The organism is Streptomyces sp. BA2 (genome assembly GCF_009769735.1).
Classification (GTDB): Bacteria; Actinomycetota; Actinomycetes; order Streptomycetales; family Streptomycetaceae; genus Streptomyces.
The window spans coordinates 4,160,484-4,178,673 of sequence record NZ_WSRO01000002.1 but is presented as its reverse complement, the minus strand read 5'-3'; the positions used below and the strand labels follow the sequence as shown (position 1 = coordinate 4,178,673).

The window sequence follows — 18,190 nt, the reverse complement described above, 5'->3', positions numbered from 1 at the left end:
GAAGTGTGCCTTCATCGTACAGGGAACGGAACCCTCAGGCCTGTGAATAACGGAGAATGAGGCACCCGTCACCTGTGATTGCCTCGCTCTTCCGCGTCCTGACCAGCAGTTCCCAGCCATCCAGCCAGCTTTCCGCCCTGTCCGACCGCACGCAGTCGCTTCTCCGCCGCGTCGCGCACCGGGTCGGTCGCGACCACCAGGAGCTCGTCCTCGCGCTGCAGGACGGTCGTGGGCTGCGGCACGAAGGATTCGCCATTGCGAACGATGAGCGTGACCGCCGCCCCCGCGGGCATCCGCAGTTCGCCCACCTCGACGCCGTGCATCCGCGACCCCTTCGGGATCGCCACCGAGAGCAGGTGGCCGCGCAGACGCTCCAGCGGGGCCGACTCGATGCCCAGGTCGGCGGCGCCCGAAGAGTCGCCCAGGTGCAGCGTCCTGGCCAGCCACGGCAGCGTAGGACCCTGGATGAGGGTGTAGACGACGACCAGGACGAAGACGATGTTGAAGATCCGCTCGCTGTCGTCGACGCCGTTCACCATCGGGATCGTGGCCAAGATGATGGGCACGGCTCCGCGCAGTCCGGCCCAGGACATCAGGGCCTTCTCCTGCCAGGGCAGGCGGAACGGCACGAGGCTGATGACGACCCCCAGGGGTCTGGCCACCACGGTCAGGATCAAGCCGATGATGATCGCGGGCCACATGTCGTCGAGCAGGTCGTGCGGGGTGACCAGGAGGCCGAGCAGGACGAACATGCCGATCTGCGCGATCCAGCCGAGCCCTTCGGCGAAGCCCCGGGTGGCGGGCCAGTGCGGCAGCTTCGCGTTGCCGAGGACCATCGAGGCGAGGTAGACGGCGAGGAATCCACTGCCGTGCGCCATGGCTCCGGCCGCGTAGGCGGCGACCGCGATGGCCATCACGGCGATGGGGTAGAGACCCGAAGCGGGCAGCGCCACGTGCCGCAGGCCGTAGGCGCCGAGCCAGCCGACCGCGATGCCGATCGCGGCACCGATCGCAAGCTCCAGGGCGATCTCGCCGATGAGGACGTACCAGTGCTCCACCGGGCCCGCCATGGAGAAGGCCACGACCAGGATCACCACAGGGGCGTCGTTGAACCCCGACTCAGCTTCCAGGATGCCCGTCACGCGCGGCGGCAGCGGCACCTTCCGCAGCACGGAGAAGACCGCCGCCGCGTCCGTCGACGAGACCACCGCGCCGATGATGAGCGCCTGCCGCCACTCGAGGCCGACCAGGTAGTGGGCACCGGCAGCCGTCACGCCGACGCTCACCGCGATGCCGGCGAGCGACAGGACGGCGGCAGCGGGGAGCGCGGGTTTGATCTCTTTCCACTTCGTGCCGAGACCGCCCTCGGCCAGGATCACGACGAGCGCCGCGTAGCCGATGACCTGCGTCAACTCGGCATTGTTGAACGTGACGTTGCCGATGCCGTCCTGGCCGATGGCAACGCCGATGCCGAGGTAGAGGAGCAGGCTGGGGAGCCCACTGCGCGACGAGATGCGGACCGCCGCGACCGCGACGAGCAGGACGAGCGAGCAGATGAGCAGAAGCTGGTTGAGGTCGTGGACAGTCAGGGGCCGTTCCTTCCCGCGCGAGCCAAGTACTTCGTTACCTTACCTAATTGTTAACGCTTCCTTGACGCCTTCGAACACTCATGCGATGCGTCGCGATGCTGTTCCCGACTCCGCGTCCGGGGCCGCGGTGCCCTGCGCCTATGGTTGCTCCAGCGCTCCCACCACCGCCCAGCCAGCCCTGCCGCTCGCGTAAGGACAGCAAGGACAGCGATGCCCTCGAATACCACCGCCTCTTCCGGTCATAAGTCCGGCAAGAAGAAGGGGCGCCGAGCCCGCCTCATCGTGATCGTCCTGGTCCTGGCCATCGTGGCGGGCATCGGTTACGGGGCGTACTGGAGCGTCAGTACGGTGCGTGCCTCCTTCCCGCAGACCAAGGGGACGATCAAGCTCGACGGCCTCTCCGGCCCCGTCGACGTGAAGCGCGACGGCAACGGCATCCCGCAGATCTACGCCGAGTCCGACGCCGATCTGTTCATGGCCCAGGGCTTCGTCCAGGCACAGGACCGGTTCTGGGAGATGGACGTCCGCCGCCATATGACCTCCGGCCGCCTCTCCGAGATGTTCGGCAAGGGTCAAGTAAAGACCGATGAGTTCCTGCGGACGCTCGGTTGGCACCGCGTGGCGCAGAAGGAGTACGACACCAAGCTCTCGCCCGCGACGAAGAAGTACCTCCAGGCGTACTCCAAGGGAGTCAACGCCTACCTGAAGGACAAGAGCGGCAAGGACATCTCCCTGGAGTACGCCGCTCTCGGCTTCACCAACGACTACGAGCCCCAGGAGTGGACCCCCGTCGACTCCGTGGCGTGGCTCAAGGCCATGGCCTGGGACCTGCGCGGCAACATGCAGGACGAGATCGACCGGTCCCTGATGACCAGCCGCCTCGGCCCGTCCCAGATCAAGGACCTGTACCCGGAGTACCCGTACGCCCGGAACAAGCCCATCGTCCAGGAGGGCGCCTACAACAGCGTCACCAAGGAGTACGAGGGCAAGGGCAGCGCGAACAGCCAGTCGCAGACCGGCGGCGCGGCGGGCACGGGCCTCGCGGGCAACGCCCAGGCCCCCGACGGCCTCCAGTCCCAGATGTCGGGCCTCTCCGACATCCTGGACAGCGTCCCGGACGCGGGCCTCGGCCCGAACGGCAACGGCATCGGATCCAACTCCTGGGTGGTCTCCGGCGACCACACGATCTCCGGGAAACCACTGCTCGCCAATGACCCGCACCTGTCACCACAGCTGCCGTCCGTCTGGTACCAGATGGGCCTGCACTGCCGGTCGGTCTCCAAGGACTGCCAGTACGACGTCTCCGGCTACACCTTCGCCGGCATGCCGGGCGTGGTGATCGGCCACAACAAGCAGATCGCCTGGGGCATGACGAACCTGGGCGCGGACGTCACCGACCTCTACCTCGAGAAGTTCGAGGGCGACGGCTACGAGTACGACGACAAGGTGCTGCCCTTCAAGTCGCGCGTGGAGACCATCAAGGTCGCAGGCGGCAAGTCCAAGAAGATCACCGTGCGGGAGACCGGCAACGGACCCCTGCTGTCCGACCGCGACGACGAACTGGTGAAGGTCGGCAAGAAGGCCACCGTCGACAGCGCGGCCCCCGACCGGGGCGACGGCTACGGAGTCTCGCTGCGCTGGACCGCGCTGCAGCCGGGCAAGTCGATGGACGCCGTCTTCGAGCTGAACAAGGCGAAGGACTTCTCCGACTTCCGCAAGGCGGCCTCTTCTTTTGAAGTGCCCTCGCAGAACCTGATCTACGCGGACACCAAGGGCCACATCGGCTACCAGGCACCGGGCAAGATCCCGGTCCGCGGCAAGGGCGACGGCGCGCTTCCCGCGCCCGGCTGGGACTCCGACTACCGCTGGACCGGCTACATCCCGCAGGCCGCGCTGCCCTACGAGTACGACCCGAAGCGCGGTTACATCGTGACCGCCAACCAGGCCGTCATCGACGACAAGTACCCGTACAAGCTCACGTCGGACTGGGGCTACGGTGCGCGCAGCCAGCGCATCACCGACCTGATCCAGTCGAAGATCAAGAACGGTGGGAAGGTCTCCACCGAGGACATGCGCACGATGCAGATGGACAACAGCAGCGAGATCGCCAAGCTGCTCGTGCCCAAGCTGCTCAAGATCGACGTCAAGGACAGCTACGTCCGTGAGGCGCAGAAGCTCCTCGAGGGCTGGGACTACACCCAGGACGCCGACTCGGCGGCAGCCGCGTACTTCAACTCGGTCTGGCGCAACATCCTCAAGCTCTCCATCGGCAACAAGCTGCCCAAGGAGCTGCGGGTCAAGGGCCAGTGCCTGAGCGTCGAGCCGGCCGGGAACACCGGTCCCGCCGACGAGGCCGAGCCGGTGCGTGAGTGCGGCCAGCGGGACTCGGAAACCGCGCAGCCCGACGGCGGCGACCGCTACTACGAAGTGATCCGGTCGATCCTCGACGACGAGGACAACGACTGGTGGAAGTCGCCGAAGACCCGCACGGACGCCGAGACCAAGACCCGTGACCAGCTGTTCGGGCGGGCCATGGAGGACGCGCGCTGGGACCTGACGGCCAAGCTCGGCAAGGACGTCGACACCTGGAGCTGGGGCCGTCTGCACCGGCTGACCCTGAAGAACCAGACCCTGGGCGTCGAAGGCCCCGGCTGGCTCCAGTTCATGCTCAACCGCGGCCCGTTCAAGCTGGGCGGCGGCGAGGCGGCGGTCAACGCCACCGGCTGGAACGCGGCGGGCGGCTACGGAGTGCAGTGGGTGCCGTCGATGCGCATGGTGGTGAACCTCGACGACCTCGACAAGTCGAAGTGGATCAACCTCACCGGTGCTTCGGGGCACGCCTACAACGCGCACTACACCGACCAGACCAGCAAGTGGGTCAAGGGCGAGCTGCTGCCGTGGTCCTTCTCGGAGAACGCCGTGAAGAAGAGCACGAACGACACCCTGGTGCTGCGGCCCTGAGCCGCGTCTGACCAGTACGGAACAGTGAAAGGGCCCTCCACGCGCGCGTGGAGGGCCCTTTCACATACGGATTCACATGCGGAGAGGGTCAGCGGAAGCGGCGTACTCCCGACGGGGTGACGACGGCGTGCACCGGCTTGTCGTGCGCTTCCCGGGGGACGTGCGCGACGACCTCCGTGTCGTACAGGAGCACCACCAGGGCCGGATCGGCCCCGGCCCTCCCGAGCCGGGCCAGCACCCTGTCGTACGACCCGCCGCCGCGTCCAAGGCGCATCCCGCGCGCGTCCACGGCAAGGCCCGGAAGCAGCACGACGTCGGCCGCCAGGACGGCGTCGGGCCCGAGCCGCGCCCCCGAGGGCTCCAAGAGCTGGATCTTTCCCGGGTGTTGGACGTGGGCGAGCGAGCCCTCGCCCTCGTAGGCCGCCCAGTCCAGGTCGTTGTCCTCGAGGAGCACCGGCAGCAGGACCCGCGTCCCGCGCGCGCGGAGGACGTCAAGGAGGGCGTGTGTCCCCGGTTCGCTCCCCACGGAGACGTACGCCGCGACCGTGCGCGCCCCGGCGAGCTCCGGAAGCTCCAATGCGCGGTCGGCGAGAACCGCCGCGGCCTTCTGCGCGTCATCCCTAGTCAACCGGCTTCTCACCGCGAGGAATTCTCCGCGCAACGTGCGCTTGGTTGGCTGATCGGGCGGCTGGTCCGAGCCGGTTTCCTGCATGGTGCGCTCACAAACCCTTCCAGGTGCGCTCATATGAGAACAAAATGTCCGGAGCCACAGATTCCGCACATACTCACCGGTTATGGTTACGGACATGACTGAGTCTCACCCCCCAAGGATCAGCAAGGCTGTCATTCCCGCAGCTGGCCTCGGCACCCGGTTCCTGCCGGCCACCAAGGCCACTCCCAAGGAGATGCTGCCGGTCGTCGACAAGCCGGCGATCCAGTACGTGGTCGAGGAGGCCGCTTCCGCCGGCCTCGACGACGTCCTCATGATCACGGGCCGCAACAAGCGCCCCCTGGAGGACCACTTCGACCGCAACTACGAGCTGGAGTCAGCCCTTCTGAAGAAGGGCGACGAGGCGAGACTGGCGAAGGTCCAGGAGTCCAGTGACCTCGCGACCATGCACTACGTCCGCCAGGGCGATCCCAAGGGACTCGGTCACGCCGTCCTGTGCGCAGCCCCCCACGTCGGCAACGAACCCTTCGCGGTACTCCTCGGCGACGACCTGATCGACCCGCGTGACCCCCTCCTCGCCCGCATGGTCGAGGTCCAGGAGCGGCACGGCGGCAGCGTCATCGCCCTCATGGAGGTCTCCCCGGAGCAGATCCACCTCTACGGCTGCGCGGCCGTGGACGCCACGGACGAGGGCGACGTCGTCAAGGTGACCGGCCTGGTCGAGAAGCCCGACGCGGCGGACGCCCCCAGCAACTACGCCATCATCGGCCGCTATGTCCTTGACCCCCATGTCTTCGACATACTGCGCAAGACCGAGCCGGGCCGCGGCGGCGAGATCCAGCTCACCGACGCACTCCAGCAGCTCGCCGTGGACGAGAAGGTCGGCGGCCCTGTGCACGGCGTCGTCTTCAAGGGCCGCCGCTATGACACCGGCGACCGGGGCGACTATCTGCGTGCCATTGTCAGACTCGCGTGCGAACGTGAAGACCTGGGCCCGGACTTCCAGGCCTGGCTTCGCAGTTACGTGTCCGAGGAGATGTAGCACTTTGAGCAGCAGCGCGACGACCGAAGCCACCGGCCAGGAACACGTCTGGTCGGTGAGCGAGCACCTGGACGACATCCTCGGATCCGTCCGCCCCCTGGAGCCCATCGAGCTCCAACTCCTCGACGCCCAGGGCTGCGTCCTCGTCGAGGACGTCACGGTGCCCGTCTCGCTGCCGCCCTTCGACAACAGCTCCATGGACGGTTACGCGGTCCGGGTCGCCGACATCACGGGCGCGAGCGAGGAGTTCCCCGCCGTCCTGACAGTCATCGGTGACGTGGCCGCGGGCCAGGGCGAGCAGCCCACCGTCGGCGCCGGCCAGGCCGCCCGCATCATGACCGGCGCCCCGCTGCCGCCCGGCGCCGAGGCCGTCGTCCCCGTGGAATGGACCGACGGAGGCCTCGGCGAAGGCCCCGTCTCCGGGATGCGCGCGCACAGCGCCGCCCCCGAAGGAGCCTTCGGTGAGGTCCGCGTGCACCGCCCCGCCGAAGCACGCGCGCACGTGCGGGCGCGTGGCAGCGACGTCCGGGCCGGCGACCGCGCGCTGACCGCGGGCACGGTCCTCGGCGCCCCGCAGATCGCCCTGCTCGCCGCGATCGGCCGCGGCACGGTCACGGTGCGCCCACGCCCCCGCGTGGTCGTCATGTCCACCGGCAGCGAACTGATCCAGCCCGGCGAGGAGTTGGCCAAGGGCCAGATCTACGACTCCAACAGCTTCGCCCTGACCGCCGCGGCCCGGGACGCCGGAGCGATCGCCTACCGCGTGGGCGCGGTCGCCGACGACGCCGAGACACTGCGCTCCACCATCGAGGACCAGCTGATCCGCGCCGACCTCATCGTCACCACGGGCGGCGTCAGCGTCGGCGCGTACGACGTCGTGAAGGAAGCCCTCGAATCCGTGGGATCCGCCGAGGACGGGGTCGAGGACGGCAGCGGCATCGAGTTCCGCAAGCTCGCCATGCAGCCGGGCAAGCCGCAGGGCTTCGGCTCCATCGGCCCCGACCACACCCCGCTGCTCGCACTGCCGGGCAATCCGGTGTCGTCGTACGTCTCCTTCGAGATCTTCGTGCGGCCCGCGGTGCGTGCCCTGATGGGCCTCCCGGATGTCCACCGGCCCACGGCGCGCGCGGAGCTCACCGCCGACAAGGCGCTGACCTCACCCGCGGGGAAGCGGCAGTTCCTGCGCGGGCAGTACGACGCCGACACCGGCAGCGTGCGCCCCGTCGGCGGCGCGGGCTCCCACCTCGTCGCGGCCCTCGCGCACGCGAACGCGCTGATCGTCGTCCCGGAGGACACCGCATCGGTGGAGCCGGGCACCGACGTCGAAGTGGTCCTGCTCGGCTGAAAGGCGCGTCCGCGCGGTACGGTGTCGCGCACATAAACCCCCTCGCGCCGCACCGCGGGAGGGCCCGGACCGGGAGCGCCACAGCACATGAGTAGCCAGCAGCGACTGACGCACATCGATGAGGCGGGCGCCGCCCGCATGGTCGACGTATCCGCGAAGGACGTGACGGCGCGCACCGCCCGCGCCAGTGGCCGCGTCCTGGTCTCGCCCCGCGTGATCGAGCTGTTGCGCGGGGAGGGCGTCCCCAAGGGCGACGCCCTGGCCACCGCGCGGATCGCGGGCATCATGGGCGCCAAGCGCACGCCCGACCTGATCCCGCTCTGCCATCCGCTGGCCGTCTCCGGAGTGAAACTCGACCTCTCCGTGGCGGACGACGCCGTCGAGATCCTCGCCACGGTGAAGACGACGGACCGTACGGGCGTCGAGATGGAGGCGCTCACCGCGGTGACCGTCGCCGCCCTCACGGTGATCGACATGGTCAAGGCCGTCGACAAGGGCGCGGTCATCACGGACGTACGCGTCGAGGAGAAGACCGGCGGCAAGTCCGGGGACTGGAGCCGCGAAGGAGCCGGAGCATGACCGCCTACCGTGCACTCGTCGTCACGGCCTCCAACCGCGCCGCCGCCGGGGTCTACGCCGACCGGGGCGGGCCGATCATCGCCGATGCCCTTGCCGCGCTCGGCTTCGAGGTCGAAGGCCCTCAGGTCGTCCCCGACGGCGACCCCGTCGAGCAGGCCCTGCGCGCCGGAGCCGACGCCGGATTCGACGTGATCCTCACCACAGGCGGCACCGGCATCTCGCCCACCGACCGCACCCCCGAGGCCACCCGCGCCGTCATCGACCACGAGGTGCCGGGCATCCCGGAGGCGATTCGCGCGTATGGCAGGGAGAAGATCCCCACGGCCGTGCTGTCCCGCGGTCTCGCCGGAGTCGCCGGGCGCACGCTCATCGTGAACCTGCCGGGCTCCACCGGCGGAGTACGGGACGGCATCGCCGTCCTTGAGCCCCTCCTTGCGCACGCCGTCGAGCAGCTCCGGGGTGGCGACCACCCAAGACCCCCAGGTGGTGCGAGCTGAACAGCCCTTCCTGGCCCGTCGAGCTGACGGACGGCGACGTCGCCCTCCGTCCGATAAAGATGCGCGACCAGCGGCCCTGGCGTGAGGTCAACCGGCGCAACCGGGACTGGCTGCGCCCCTGGGAGGCGACCATCCCGCCGCCCACGCCCAGCGGCCCGATCGTGCACCGCCCGACGTACCGTCAGATGGTCCGGCATCTGCGCGCCGAGGCGCACGCCGGGCGCATGCTGCCCTTCGTGATCGAGTACCAGGGGCGGCTCGTGGGGCAGTTGACGGTCGCCGGGATCACCTGGGGATCGATGTGCTCGGGCCATGTCGGCTACTGGGTCGACCAGTCGGTCGCGGGCCGCGGCGTGATGCCGACCGCCGTCGCCCTCGCGGTCGACCATTGCTTCCGGTCGGTCGGGCTGCACCGTATCGAGGTCTGTATTCGCCCCGAGAACGGGCCAAGCCGCAGGGTCGTGGAGAAACTCGGATTCCGCGAGGAGGGGCTTCGTCCACGCTATCTCCACATCGACGGCGCCTGGCGTGACCATCTTGTCTTCGCGCTCACCGCGGAAGAGGTACCGGAAGGGTTGCTGCGGCGCTGGCACCAGGCACGACCTCGGAACACCGCGTAAATAGAATAAGTGTTTGAATTTGATCGGTGATCGACCGTCTGGGGCCCGACTTGGTCCCTCCGAGGCATTAATTTCACGGTCCCGGTGGCCTGTTGATCGCATCAGTCACAAAAAAAGTTCGAGATATCAGCCAGATCGTGCGACACACCGGCTCAATTGGCAGATGGCCTCAAGCAAACCCCTCTACCGTGTGAGGCGTGAGCAGCAGCGGCCTCATCTACGCAGTCATCGTCGGGGCCTGGGCCGCCTACTTGGTGCCGATGTGGCTCCGTAGGCAGGACGAGCTCAATGAAGCCCGTCCGACGGAACGCTTCAGCACCGCCATCCGGCTCCTGTCCGGACGTGCGGGGATGGAGCGCCGGTACGCCAAGGACCTGCAAGCGCGCTCGCCTGAAGAGGAGGAGTCGCGCGACCCGGACAACGCCACCGGCTCGGTGGACGTCCGGGCCTTCGTCGCGCCCCCGCATCGACAGGGCGGCCAGGACGAGCGGCCCGAGCCGCAGGGCAAGGCGCAGGTCAAACCCCAGGCGCAGCACCCCCCGGCGAGGCCGCAGGCGCCGCAGCCTCCGGCACGGTCCCAGGCGCAGCCCGCGGCGAAGCCCCCGGCCAAGCCCTCCGTCAAGGCCCAGGTGAACCCCCCGGTCCCGGGCCCGGCGCAGACCCCGACCCCGGCCCCGACCCCGGCGCCGACCCCGGCGCCGTCCGCGGCGCGGTCCCAGCAGTCGCACGCCCGGCGGGCCGCATCGGCGGAAGCCGCCGCGCGCGCCCGGCGCACGAAGGTGCTCGCGCGCCGACGGCGTACGACGGTGATGCTGTTCGTCGCCTTCACGGTCGGCACGGTCGTCGCCGCCGTCGGAGGGCTCGCGTTCCTCTGGGCGCCCGCGGCGCCGGCCGCGCTCCTGAGCGCGTACATCGTGTATCTGCGCGGCCAGGAGCGGCGCCGCTTCACCTACACCATGGACCGGCGCAGGGCCGAGGTCGCCGCGCAGCGGCTGCGGGAACGTCAGCCGCGCAGGCGCGCGCCGGGCGGCGCGGACGCGGTCGCCGACGACGCGGAGGAAGGACCGGGCCCCGAGACGGAGACCGGGCTCTCCGCACTCGCCGCCGACCGCCGCGCCCTGGTTGAGCAGACCGACCACGCGGAGTGGGTGGACCAGCAGCGTGAGCGGCAGCGCCGCCCCGGGCACGGCGACAGCTGGGACCCGGTGCCGGTGCCCCTGCCGACGTACGTGACCGCGCCGGTCGCCCCGCGGGCCACCGGTGACGTCGACTTGGGCGCACCCGACGCCTGGAGCTCGGCGCGGTCGAGCTCCGTCGGGTCCACCGCCGACGAGGCGCGGGGCGAGACGGACGGCAGCGAGTACACCGACTACGCCGACTACGCCGAGGGCACGGAAGGTGCCGAGGGCGCCGATGGTGTGGACGGAGGCGGTGGCCGCAGTGACGCACGGCGGGCCGCTTCCGCGCGCCGGGCGCGCGAACGCGGACGTACGCCCCTCTTCGATCAGTACGAGGACGGGGAGCGGCCGCGGGCCGCCAACGAGTGAGGCCTGACCAGCGAGGGACCGGTCAGGAACGGATTTCCAAGCACCCGGATCGGGATGCTAGAGTTTCACTCGTTGCAAGGGCCTGTGGCGCAGTCTGGTAGCGCACCTCGTTCGCATCGAGGGGGTCTGGGGTTCAAATCCCCACAGGTCCACTGCACATGAGATCCCGTCCAGTTCATCGAACTGGGCGGGATCTTTGCTGTGCCTCAGAATGAAGCATTGGAGGGCTACAGGGCTTTCACGTAGCAGCGGCTCAGGTCCTCGAAGCGGTAGTGGCCGAACTTCGCGGGGGCCGGGGTGTAGCCGGTCGACGTGTAGAGGGCTATGGCCTCCGGCTGCTTCGTGCCCGTCTCCAGGACCATGCGCGTCCGTCCCGCCGCCCTCGCGTCGTCCTCCAGGGCCGCCAGTATGCGGCGGGCCAGGCCGAGGCCGCGGGCCTCCGGGGTGACGTACATGCGCTTGATCTCGGCGTCGCCGTGCGCGTAACCCTCGTCGTTCTCCTCGTGACCGCGCCAGCCGCCGGTGGCCACCGGGGTGCCGTTCTCGTCGTACGCGACGAGGTAGAAACCGCGCGGTGCCGCGAACATGGCCGGGTCGAGGGGTGTGACGTCGCCCTCGTCGCCGTACCGCTCCGCGTACTCGAGCTGGACGCGGTCGTTGAGCTTGACCGCGTCGGGGTGGTCGAAGGAGGTGGGGCGCAGCTCGATGGCTGCCCGCTGCGATCGCTGCGACGGCGACTGGACACTCGACTGGATACTCATGCGAATCATCGTACTTCTATGCGTAGGTGTGCCGGTATCCATTAAGTGTGCCGGTATCGTTCCGGGATGCTCCAAGTGACCAGTGTGAATGTGAACGGGCTGCGCGCCGCCGCCAAGAAGGGCTTCGTCGAGTGGCTCGCCGAGACCTCGTCCGACGTGCTCTGCCTCCAGGAGGTGCGGGCCGAGCCCCAGCAGCTGCCGGAGGAGGTGCGGGCCCCCGAGGGGTGGCACGTCACACACGCGCCGGCCGCCGCCAAGGGGCGCGCGGGCGTCTCCCTCTATACGCGCCGTGAGCCGGATCGCGTGCAGGTCGGATTCGGGTCGGAGGAGTTCGACGGCAGCGGGCGCTACGTCGAGGCCGATCTGCCCGGCGTCACGGTCGCGAGCCTGTATCTGCCCTCGGGCGAGGTCGGCACGGAGCGGCAGGACGAGAAGGTCCGCTTCATGGGGGAGTTCCTCACGTACCTGAAGGAGCTCAAGCAGCGGGCCGCCGCCGAGGGGCGCCAGGTCGTGGTCTGCGGCGACTGGAACATCGCCCATCAGGAGGCCGACCTCAAGAACTGGAAGGGCAACAAGAAGAACTCGGGCTTCCTGCCCGAGGAGCGTGCCTGGCTCAGTGAGGTCTTCGAGGGGGATGCCGGTTACGTCGACGTGGTGCGGGCGCTGCATCCCGACGTCGAGGGCCCCTACTCCTGGTGGTCCTACCGGGGGCGTGCCTTCGACAACGACACGGGCTGGCGGATCGACTACCACGTGGCGACGCCGGGCCTCGCCGAGCGCGCGGTCAAGGGCTTCGTGGAGCGGGCGGCCGCTCATGATCAGCGGTGGTCGGACCATGCACCCGTCACGGTGGTCTACGACATGTGATGCCGCGCGGCGCCATGGCATGTTGCGAGCGCGTACCTGACAATGTCTCAACTGTCAGCCGTGTGGGGGTAACTTCATGTCCGGTATGTCGAGACCGTCTCGTCGAGGTGTGCTGCTCGGGGCTCTGGGCGCGGGAATCGGGGCGGGGCTGCCGATGGCGGCCGCGCCACCGGCCGGAGCTGCCGGTGGCGCCGGAGCTGCCGGTCCCGCCGGAGGGGTTCCCCGGGGGACGCCGCCCGTGCTCCTCACCGAGCAGGCGACCCAGCAGATCCTCGTACTCGATCCGAAGCGCAGGGTCTGGGACCCGCGGGAGAAACCGTCCGTCGTGCGGTGGGCGTTCTCGCCTCGGGAGCGTGAGGGGTACGAGGATCTCCGGCCCGATGACAGCTTCGTGTATCCGAGTGAGTCGAAGGTGCGCAGACACAAGAAGCGTACGTACGTCCTGACCACCGCGTCCTTCGGCTTCGTGGCCGTCGTCGACTACCCGTCGGGGAAGCGGTATTGGGGTGCGGCGATCGGGGCCGGCGACGACCTCTTCAATCCGCACAGCGCGGAGATCCTGCCGGACGGCAATGTCGCGGTGGCGTGCAGCACGGGCGCGATGGTCAGGCTGTACGCGGCGTCCCAGGGGCCGCGTGCGTCGCGGTACGCGGAGGTGGAGCTGAAGGGGGCGCACGGGCTGCACTGGGACGGTGCGCGTGAGGTGCTGTGGGCCATCGGTGACGATGAGTTGGTGACGTATGAGGTGGGCGGCACGCGGGCCAGGCCCACGCTGCGGCTCCGTTCCTCGGTCGGGCTCCCGGTCGGTACGCCGGGCAAGACCCCTGGCGGCCATGACCTCTTCCCCGTGGCCGGGCGCCCCGGGCGGCTCTGGGTGACGACGAACGCGGCCGTCTTCCAGTACGACATCCGGGGCGGGGCCTTCGTGCAGGACTTCGCAGGGGCCGGGGACATCTCCCGTAAGTCGGTGAAGGGGGTCGGCAATGATCCGCGTACGGGGCAGGTCATCTCCACCGTGCCGGAAGGTGGTCTTGAGGAGACCTGGTGGACCACGAGGGTGAGCGTCCATCGGCCCGCCGGGGAGTATGAGCTGGTCAACGGCGGGATCTATAAGGCCCGTTGGTTCCTGCCGAGGTAGGGCGGGCGGGTGCGTGGGGGCTGAGGTCGTGCCTCCGGCGGTTTCTTCCCCGATCCCGACCCTTCCCGAAACTGGGGCTCCGCCCCAGACCCCGTACAAGATGTCCTCAAACGCCGGACGGGCTGCATGCTCCCAGCCGGGCTAAATATCCTCAGGCTTCTCCGAAGCCAAGCGGCGGTCAAGCGCCATCGACAGTTCCGCCTCCACCACGCTCTTCGCGAGCGGGCGCAGGCGGTCGATGCTGACGTCGCCCGCCTCGGCGGGTGTGTGCGTGCGGATGATCGTGATGAACAACTCGGCCAGTGCGTCCGCGTGTTCGCGTACGCGCTGGCCCGCCTCCAGGACCGCGGACAGGGGGATGCCCTCGCGGACCAGGGCCGATGAGACGTCCAGGAGGCGGCGGCTCACGTGGACGATCTCGTCGCCGTCCGTGCCGAGGTAGCCGAGGTCCAGGGCCGCGGCGAGGTTCTCGGGGGTGACCTCGCCCGCGAAGCGGTCGGCCAGTTCCTCTGGGGTCAGGCGGACCGGGGTCTCCTCGGTGGGTTCGCCGATGCCGAGGAGTTCGCCGACGTCGCGGCCGTTCTCGAAGGCCTCCGCGAGTTCCGCGATGCCGCTCAGGGTGTGGCCGCGCTCCAGGAGCGCGGCGATCGTCCGCAGCCTGGCCAGATGATGGTCGTCGTACCAGGCGATGCGGCCCTCGCGGCGGGGCGGCGGGATCAGGCCGCGCTCACGGTAGAAGCGCACGGTGCGCACCGTGATGCCGGCCGCCTTGGCCAGCTCCTCCATGCGGTACTCGCGTGTCTCTGCCACGGCAGCAGCCTATGTGCTGCCGGATCGTGCGGGCGTTCGCGGTGTTCGCTCTGTCCTACCGGCGGTAACTCCGTACGCCGAACCCCTACCCATCAGTACGCGGCTGTTCTACTCTCCCAATTGCGCCAGTGGTCACTGGCAGAGTCGTGAAGCAGTTCGGGAGGCGGCGGCATGGCCGAGGACGAGCGCCAGCAGGAGCGCGAGCGGGGGCGCGAGCGGAGGCGCGAGCGGAGGCGCGAGCAAGGCGGCGAGCGCGAGGGTGGACGCGAACACGTGCGGGTGGCGGTGATCGGGTCCGGGTTCGGCGGGCTCGGCGCCGCGGTCCGGCTGCGACGGGAAGGCGTCACCGACTTCGTCGTCCTGGAGCGGGCCGGTGCCGTGGGCGGCACCTGGCGGGACAACAGCTATCCGGGCTGCGCGTGCGACGTGCCCTCGCATCTGTACTCGTTCTCCTTCGCCCCCAACCCCGACTGGCCGCGCACCTTCTCGGGCCAGGAGAAGATCCAGGAGTACCTGGAGGAGGTCGCCGACACTTTCCGCCTCCGCTCGCACATCCGCCTCAACACCGAGGTGAAGCTGATGCGTTGGGACGCGGACGAGCTGTGGTGGGAGATCGAGACCAGCAACGGCACCCTCACCGCCGACATCGTCGTCTCCGCCACCGGACCGCTCTCCGACCCCAAGCTCCCGGACATCCCCGGCCTCGACACCTTCGAGGGCAAGGTCTTCCACTCCGCACGCTGGGACCACGACTACGACCTGCGCGGCAAGCGCGTCGCGATGATCGGCACCGGCGCCTCCGCCATCCAGATCGTGCCCGCGATCCAGCGCGAGGTCGGCAAGCTGACCCTCTTCCAGCGCACCCCGCCCTGGGTGATGCCGCGCATGGACCGCGCCATCAGCAAGGCCGAGCGCTGGGTGCACCGCCAGCTGCCGTTCACCACGCACGCCCGGCGCGGAATCCTTTGGGGCATACGGGAGTTGCAGGTCCAGGCGTTCACCAAGCGGCCCAACGAGCTGGGCGCGGTCGAACTGCTCGCCAAGCGGAACATCGCGCGCGCCATCAAGGATCCGGCGCTGCGGGCCAAGCTGACACCGTCGTACCGCATCGGCTGCAAGCGGATCCTGCTCTCCAACACCTACTACCCGGCGCTCGCGCAGCCCAATGTCGACGTCGTCGCGAGCGGGCTCAGCGGGGTGCGCGGCAACACCGTGATCGCCGCGGACGGCACCGAGACCGAGGTCGACGCGATCATCTTCGGTACGGGATTCCATGTGACGGACATGCCGATCGCCGAACGCGTGGTGGGCGCCGACGGCGTGACGATGATGGAGACCTGGAAGGACGGCATGAAGTCGCTGCGCGGCGCGACCGCCGCCGGATTCCCCAATTTCATGACGGTCATCGGCCCGAACACGGGTCTCGGGAACTCCTCGATGATCCTGATGATCGAGTCCCAGCTGAACTATCTCGCCGACTATGTACGGCAGTTGGACGTTCTCGGCGGCCGGGCCGCGCTCGCCGTGCGGACGAGCGCCGTGCACGCCTGGAACGACAAGGTGCAGGAGCGCATGAAGCGCACTGTGTGGAACACCGGCGGCTGCAACAGCTGGTACCTCGACGAGAACGGCGTGAACACGACGATCTGGCCGGGCACGACGTCCGAGTTCCGCAACGCCACGCGGCGGGTCGATCTCGCCGAGTACGAGGTGGTGCGGCCGCCCAAGGCGCGTGTGGACGAGGCGGCACCGAAGTCCCGTAAGACGAAGAAGGCCGAGGCAGCGGCATGAGCAGGCTGACGCATGTGACGACCGGGCCGTTCGCGCCGCCCGCGGCCGCGCGGGAGCTGACCGTCGTGTCGGCGGACGGCGCGCGGCTGCACGCCGAGGTGCACGGTCCCGATGGGGCGCCCGCGGTGGTGCTCGCGCACGGGTGGACGTGCTCGACCGCCTTCTGGGCGGCGCAGATACGTGACCTGGCCGTCGACCACCGGGTGATCGCGTACGACCAGCGGGGCCACGGGCGCAGTGTCGCGCCGGCGGGGGCGGAGGGGTACAGCACGACTGCCCTCGCCGATGACTTGGAGGCGGTGCTCGCGGCGACCCTTGAGCCCGGGGAGAGGGCCGTGGTCGCCGGGCACTCCATGGGCGGCATGACGATCATGGCGGCGAGTACGCGTCCGGGGTTCCGGGAGCACGCGGCCGCCGTCCTGCTGTGCAGCACCGGGAGTGCGGGGCTCGTCGCCGCGTCGACCGTGGTGCCGCTGCGGGCCGGGCGGATCCGGACGCGGCTGACGCGGTCGGTGCTCGGGGCGAAGGCGCCGCTCGGGCCGGTCACGCCTATGGCCCGCCGGGCCCTCAAGTACGCCACGATGGGCCCGGGTTCGCCCCCGGAGCGGGTCGAGGTGTGCGCGCGGATCGTGCACGGCTGCCCGAGGGTGGTGCGTTACCGCTGGTCGCACGTCCTCGACGAGCTCGCACTCGACGCGGGCGTCCTGGAGCTGAACGTGCCGACCGCGATCATCGCGGGCACCGCCGACCGGATGACGCCCGTCACGCTCGCGCGGCGCCTGGCCCAGATGCTGCCGGACTCGCTCGGCCTCACCGAGCTGCCCGGGATCGGTCACATGACGCCGGTCGAGGCGCCGGAGACGGTCACCGAGGGGATCAGGAACCTCGTGCAGAAGTACGTACGCGTGGACGATCAGCAGGTCCAGGGGCTCGAAGGGAGCAGCGCATGAGCAAGGTCAGCCTTGAGGGTCAGGTCGCGGTCGTCACCGGGGCGGCGCGGGGCGTGGGGGAACTGCTCGCGCGGAAGCTGTCGGCGCGGGGCGCCAAGGTCGCCCTTGTCGGCCTGGAGCCGGACGAGTTGAAGCAGGTGGCGGGGCGGCTGCACACCGAGGCCGAGGCCTGGCATGCGGACGTCACGGATCACGTCGCGATGGCCCGGGTGGCCCAGGAGGTCAAGGAGCGGTTCGGGAAGGTCGACATCGTCGTCGCCAACGCGGGCGTCGCCAACGGCGGTCCTTTCGTCGAGTCCGACCCCGAGGCGTGGCGCCGGGTGATCGAGGTCAACCTCATCGGCAGCGCGGTGACGGGGCGGGCGTTCCTGCCGGTCCTGATGGAGAGCCGTGGCTATCTCCTGCAGATCGCCTCGCTCGCGGCGATCACGCCGGCGCCGATGATGACGGCGTACTGCGCTTCGAAGTCGGGCGTCGAGGCGTACGCGCACTGTCTGCGGGCCGAGGTCGGCTACAAGGGCGTGAAGGTGGGCGTCGGTTACCTGTCGTGGACGGATACGGACATGGTGCGGGGCGCGGACCAGGACGACGTGATGCGGGAGTTGCGGCAGCGCCTGCCGTGGCCGTCCAACAAGACGTACCCGCTGGGTCCTGCCGTCGACCGGATCGTCGCCGGGATCGAGAGGCGGTCGAGTCACGTGTACGCGCAGTGGTGGCTGCGGGGTATGCAGGGCATCCGGGGCTACCTGCCGGGGATCATCGGCTCGGTCGGGCAGCGCGAGATGCGGAGGTTCGAACCCCGGCTGGGGTCGGTCTCCACGGGGCTGGTGGGGGCGGGGGGCTCCGCCGACGAACAGGCCCGTACCCGGGGGTAGTTGCCACCTGGCGGTGGGGGCCTGCCGGGGGGGCGTCTGCCCCACCGTGGGGCGGCCCCTGTCCCGCTGCTCCGCGACGGATCTTTCCCACCCACCCACCCGATTGCCCTGCGGTGTGAGGGGTTGGTGGGGGGGCTGGTTGTCCCGC

Annotated in this window: 16 protein-coding genes and 1 tRNA gene; 13 read left to right on the top strand and 4 right to left on the bottom strand. The window is 69.6% G+C overall.

What is annotated here, in order from left to right; genetic code table 11:
- Nucleotides 1–68: 68 nt before the first annotated feature.
- Entirely contained in the window at nt 69–1,589 is a 1,521-nt protein-coding gene (locus E5671_RS21360; protein ID WP_160510325.1) for a potassium/proton antiporter, read from the bottom strand.
- A gap of 210 nt (nt 1,590–1,799) precedes the next feature.
- Here E5671_RS21360 and E5671_RS21355 point away from each other — a divergent pair, with 210 nt between their 5' ends.
- Nucleotides 1,800–4,550 (top strand): penicillin acylase family protein, encoded by a 2,751-nt coding sequence (locus E5671_RS21355; protein WP_160505562.1) that lies wholly within the window; start codon nt 1,800–1,802, stop codon nt 4,548–4,550.
- Nucleotides 4,551–4,638: 88 nt separating this feature from the next.
- Here E5671_RS21355 and E5671_RS21350 read toward each other — a convergent pair whose 3' ends face one another.
- Nucleotides 4,639–5,262: a 5-formyltetrahydrofolate cyclo-ligase gene (locus tag E5671_RS21350; protein WP_160505561.1), complete on the bottom strand. Its 624-nt coding sequence runs from the start codon at nt 5,260–5,262 to the stop codon at nt 4,639–4,641.
- A 94-nt stretch (nt 5,263–5,356) separates the two neighbouring features.
- Between E5671_RS21350 and galU the strand changes: the two genes are divergently transcribed.
- The 7 genes from galU to E5671_RS21315 all read left to right on the top strand — a co-directional run bounded on the left by galU (nt 5,357) and on the right by E5671_RS21315 (nt 11,002).
- On the top strand, nt 5,357–6,262 hold the full coding sequence (galU, locus tag E5671_RS21345) for a UTP--glucose-1-phosphate uridylyltransferase GalU (protein WP_160505560.1): 906 nt from the start codon (nt 5,357–5,359) through the stop codon (nt 6,260–6,262).
- A gap of 4 nt (nt 6,263–6,266) precedes the next feature.
- Nucleotides 6,267–7,607 (top strand): molybdotransferase-like divisome protein Glp, encoded by a 1,341-nt coding sequence (glp, locus tag E5671_RS21340; RefSeq protein ID WP_237330210.1) that lies wholly within the window; start codon nt 6,267–6,269, stop codon nt 7,605–7,607.
- Between the two features lie 87 nt (nt 7,608–7,694).
- Nucleotides 7,695–8,186 (top strand): cyclic pyranopterin monophosphate synthase MoaC, encoded by a 492-nt coding sequence (moaC, locus tag E5671_RS21335; protein WP_160505558.1) that lies wholly within the window; start codon nt 7,695–7,697, stop codon nt 8,184–8,186.
- Nucleotides 8,183–8,683 (top strand): MogA/MoaB family molybdenum cofactor biosynthesis protein, encoded by a 501-nt coding sequence (locus tag E5671_RS21330; RefSeq protein WP_160505557.1) that lies wholly within the window; start codon nt 8,183–8,185, stop codon nt 8,681–8,683. Before moaC ends, E5671_RS21330 begins: the two co-directional genes overlap by 4 nt.
- Nucleotides 8,680–9,303, top strand: coding sequence for a GNAT family N-acetyltransferase (locus tag E5671_RS21325; protein ID WP_272902883.1), 624 nt, complete (start codon nt 8,680–8,682; stop codon nt 9,301–9,303). The genes E5671_RS21330 and E5671_RS21325 overlap by 4 nt, the downstream gene beginning before the upstream one ends.
- A 197-nt stretch (nt 9,304–9,500) precedes the next feature.
- On the top strand, nt 9,501–10,850 hold the full coding sequence (gene sepX / locus E5671_RS21320; RefSeq protein ID WP_160505555.1) for a divisome protein SepX/GlpR: 1,350 nt from the start codon (nt 9,501–9,503) through the stop codon (nt 10,848–10,850).
- Between the two features lie 78 nt (nt 10,851–10,928).
- A tRNA-Ala gene (locus tag E5671_RS21315) sits at nt 10,929–11,002 on the top strand.
- Between the two features lie 75 nt (nt 11,003–11,077).
- On the opposite strand, the gene E5671_RS21310 is transcribed toward E5671_RS21315, so the two are convergent.
- Entirely contained in the window at nt 11,078–11,611 is a 534-nt protein-coding gene (locus tag E5671_RS21310) for a GNAT family N-acetyltransferase (RefSeq protein ID WP_202121203.1), read from the bottom strand.
- Nucleotides 11,612–11,677: 66 nt separating this feature from the next.
- Here E5671_RS21310 and E5671_RS21305 point away from each other — a divergent pair, with 66 nt between their 5' ends.
- Nucleotides 11,678–12,478 (top strand): exodeoxyribonuclease III, encoded by an 801-nt coding sequence (locus E5671_RS21305; RefSeq protein ID WP_160505554.1) that lies wholly within the window; start codon nt 11,678–11,680, stop codon nt 12,476–12,478.
- An 85-nt stretch (nt 12,479–12,563) separates the two neighbouring features.
- Nucleotides 12,564–13,616 carry a DUF6528 family protein gene (locus E5671_RS21300; RefSeq protein ID WP_237330209.1) on the top strand — a complete coding sequence of 351 codons (1,053 nt, stop codon included), beginning with the start codon at nt 12,564–12,566 and terminating at the stop codon, nt 13,614–13,616.
- A 141-nt stretch (nt 13,617–13,757) separates the two neighbouring features.
- On the opposite strand, the gene E5671_RS21295 is transcribed toward E5671_RS21300, so the two are convergent.
- A complete protein-coding gene (locus E5671_RS21295) occupies nt 13,758–14,426 on the bottom strand; it encodes a MerR family transcriptional regulator (protein WP_160505552.1) in 669 nt (222 codons plus the stop codon).
- A 171-nt stretch (nt 14,427–14,597) separates the two neighbouring features.
- Between E5671_RS21295 and E5671_RS21290 the strand changes: the two genes are divergently transcribed.
- From E5671_RS21290 to E5671_RS21280, 3 genes are read left to right on the top strand one after another with little or no spacing between them, the layout of a single operon-like run.
- The gene (locus E5671_RS21290; protein WP_160505551.1) at nt 14,598–16,217 is read left to right on the top strand and encodes a flavin-containing monooxygenase; all 1,620 of its coding nucleotides are present in this window, start codon (nt 14,598–14,600) and stop codon (nt 16,215–16,217) included.
- Nucleotides 16,214–17,167 carry an alpha/beta fold hydrolase gene (locus tag E5671_RS21285; RefSeq protein WP_160505550.1) on the top strand — a complete coding sequence of 318 codons (954 nt, stop codon included), beginning with the start codon at nt 16,214–16,216 and terminating at the stop codon, nt 17,165–17,167. The genes E5671_RS21290 and E5671_RS21285 overlap by 4 nt, the downstream gene beginning before the upstream one ends.
- Complete coding sequence (locus E5671_RS21280; protein ID WP_160505549.1) at nt 17,164–18,042, top strand: SDR family oxidoreductase; 879 nt, start codon at nt 17,164–17,166, stop codon at nt 18,040–18,042. The genes E5671_RS21285 and E5671_RS21280 overlap by 4 nt, the downstream gene beginning before the upstream one ends.
- Nucleotides 18,043–18,190: the final 148 nt, after the last annotated feature.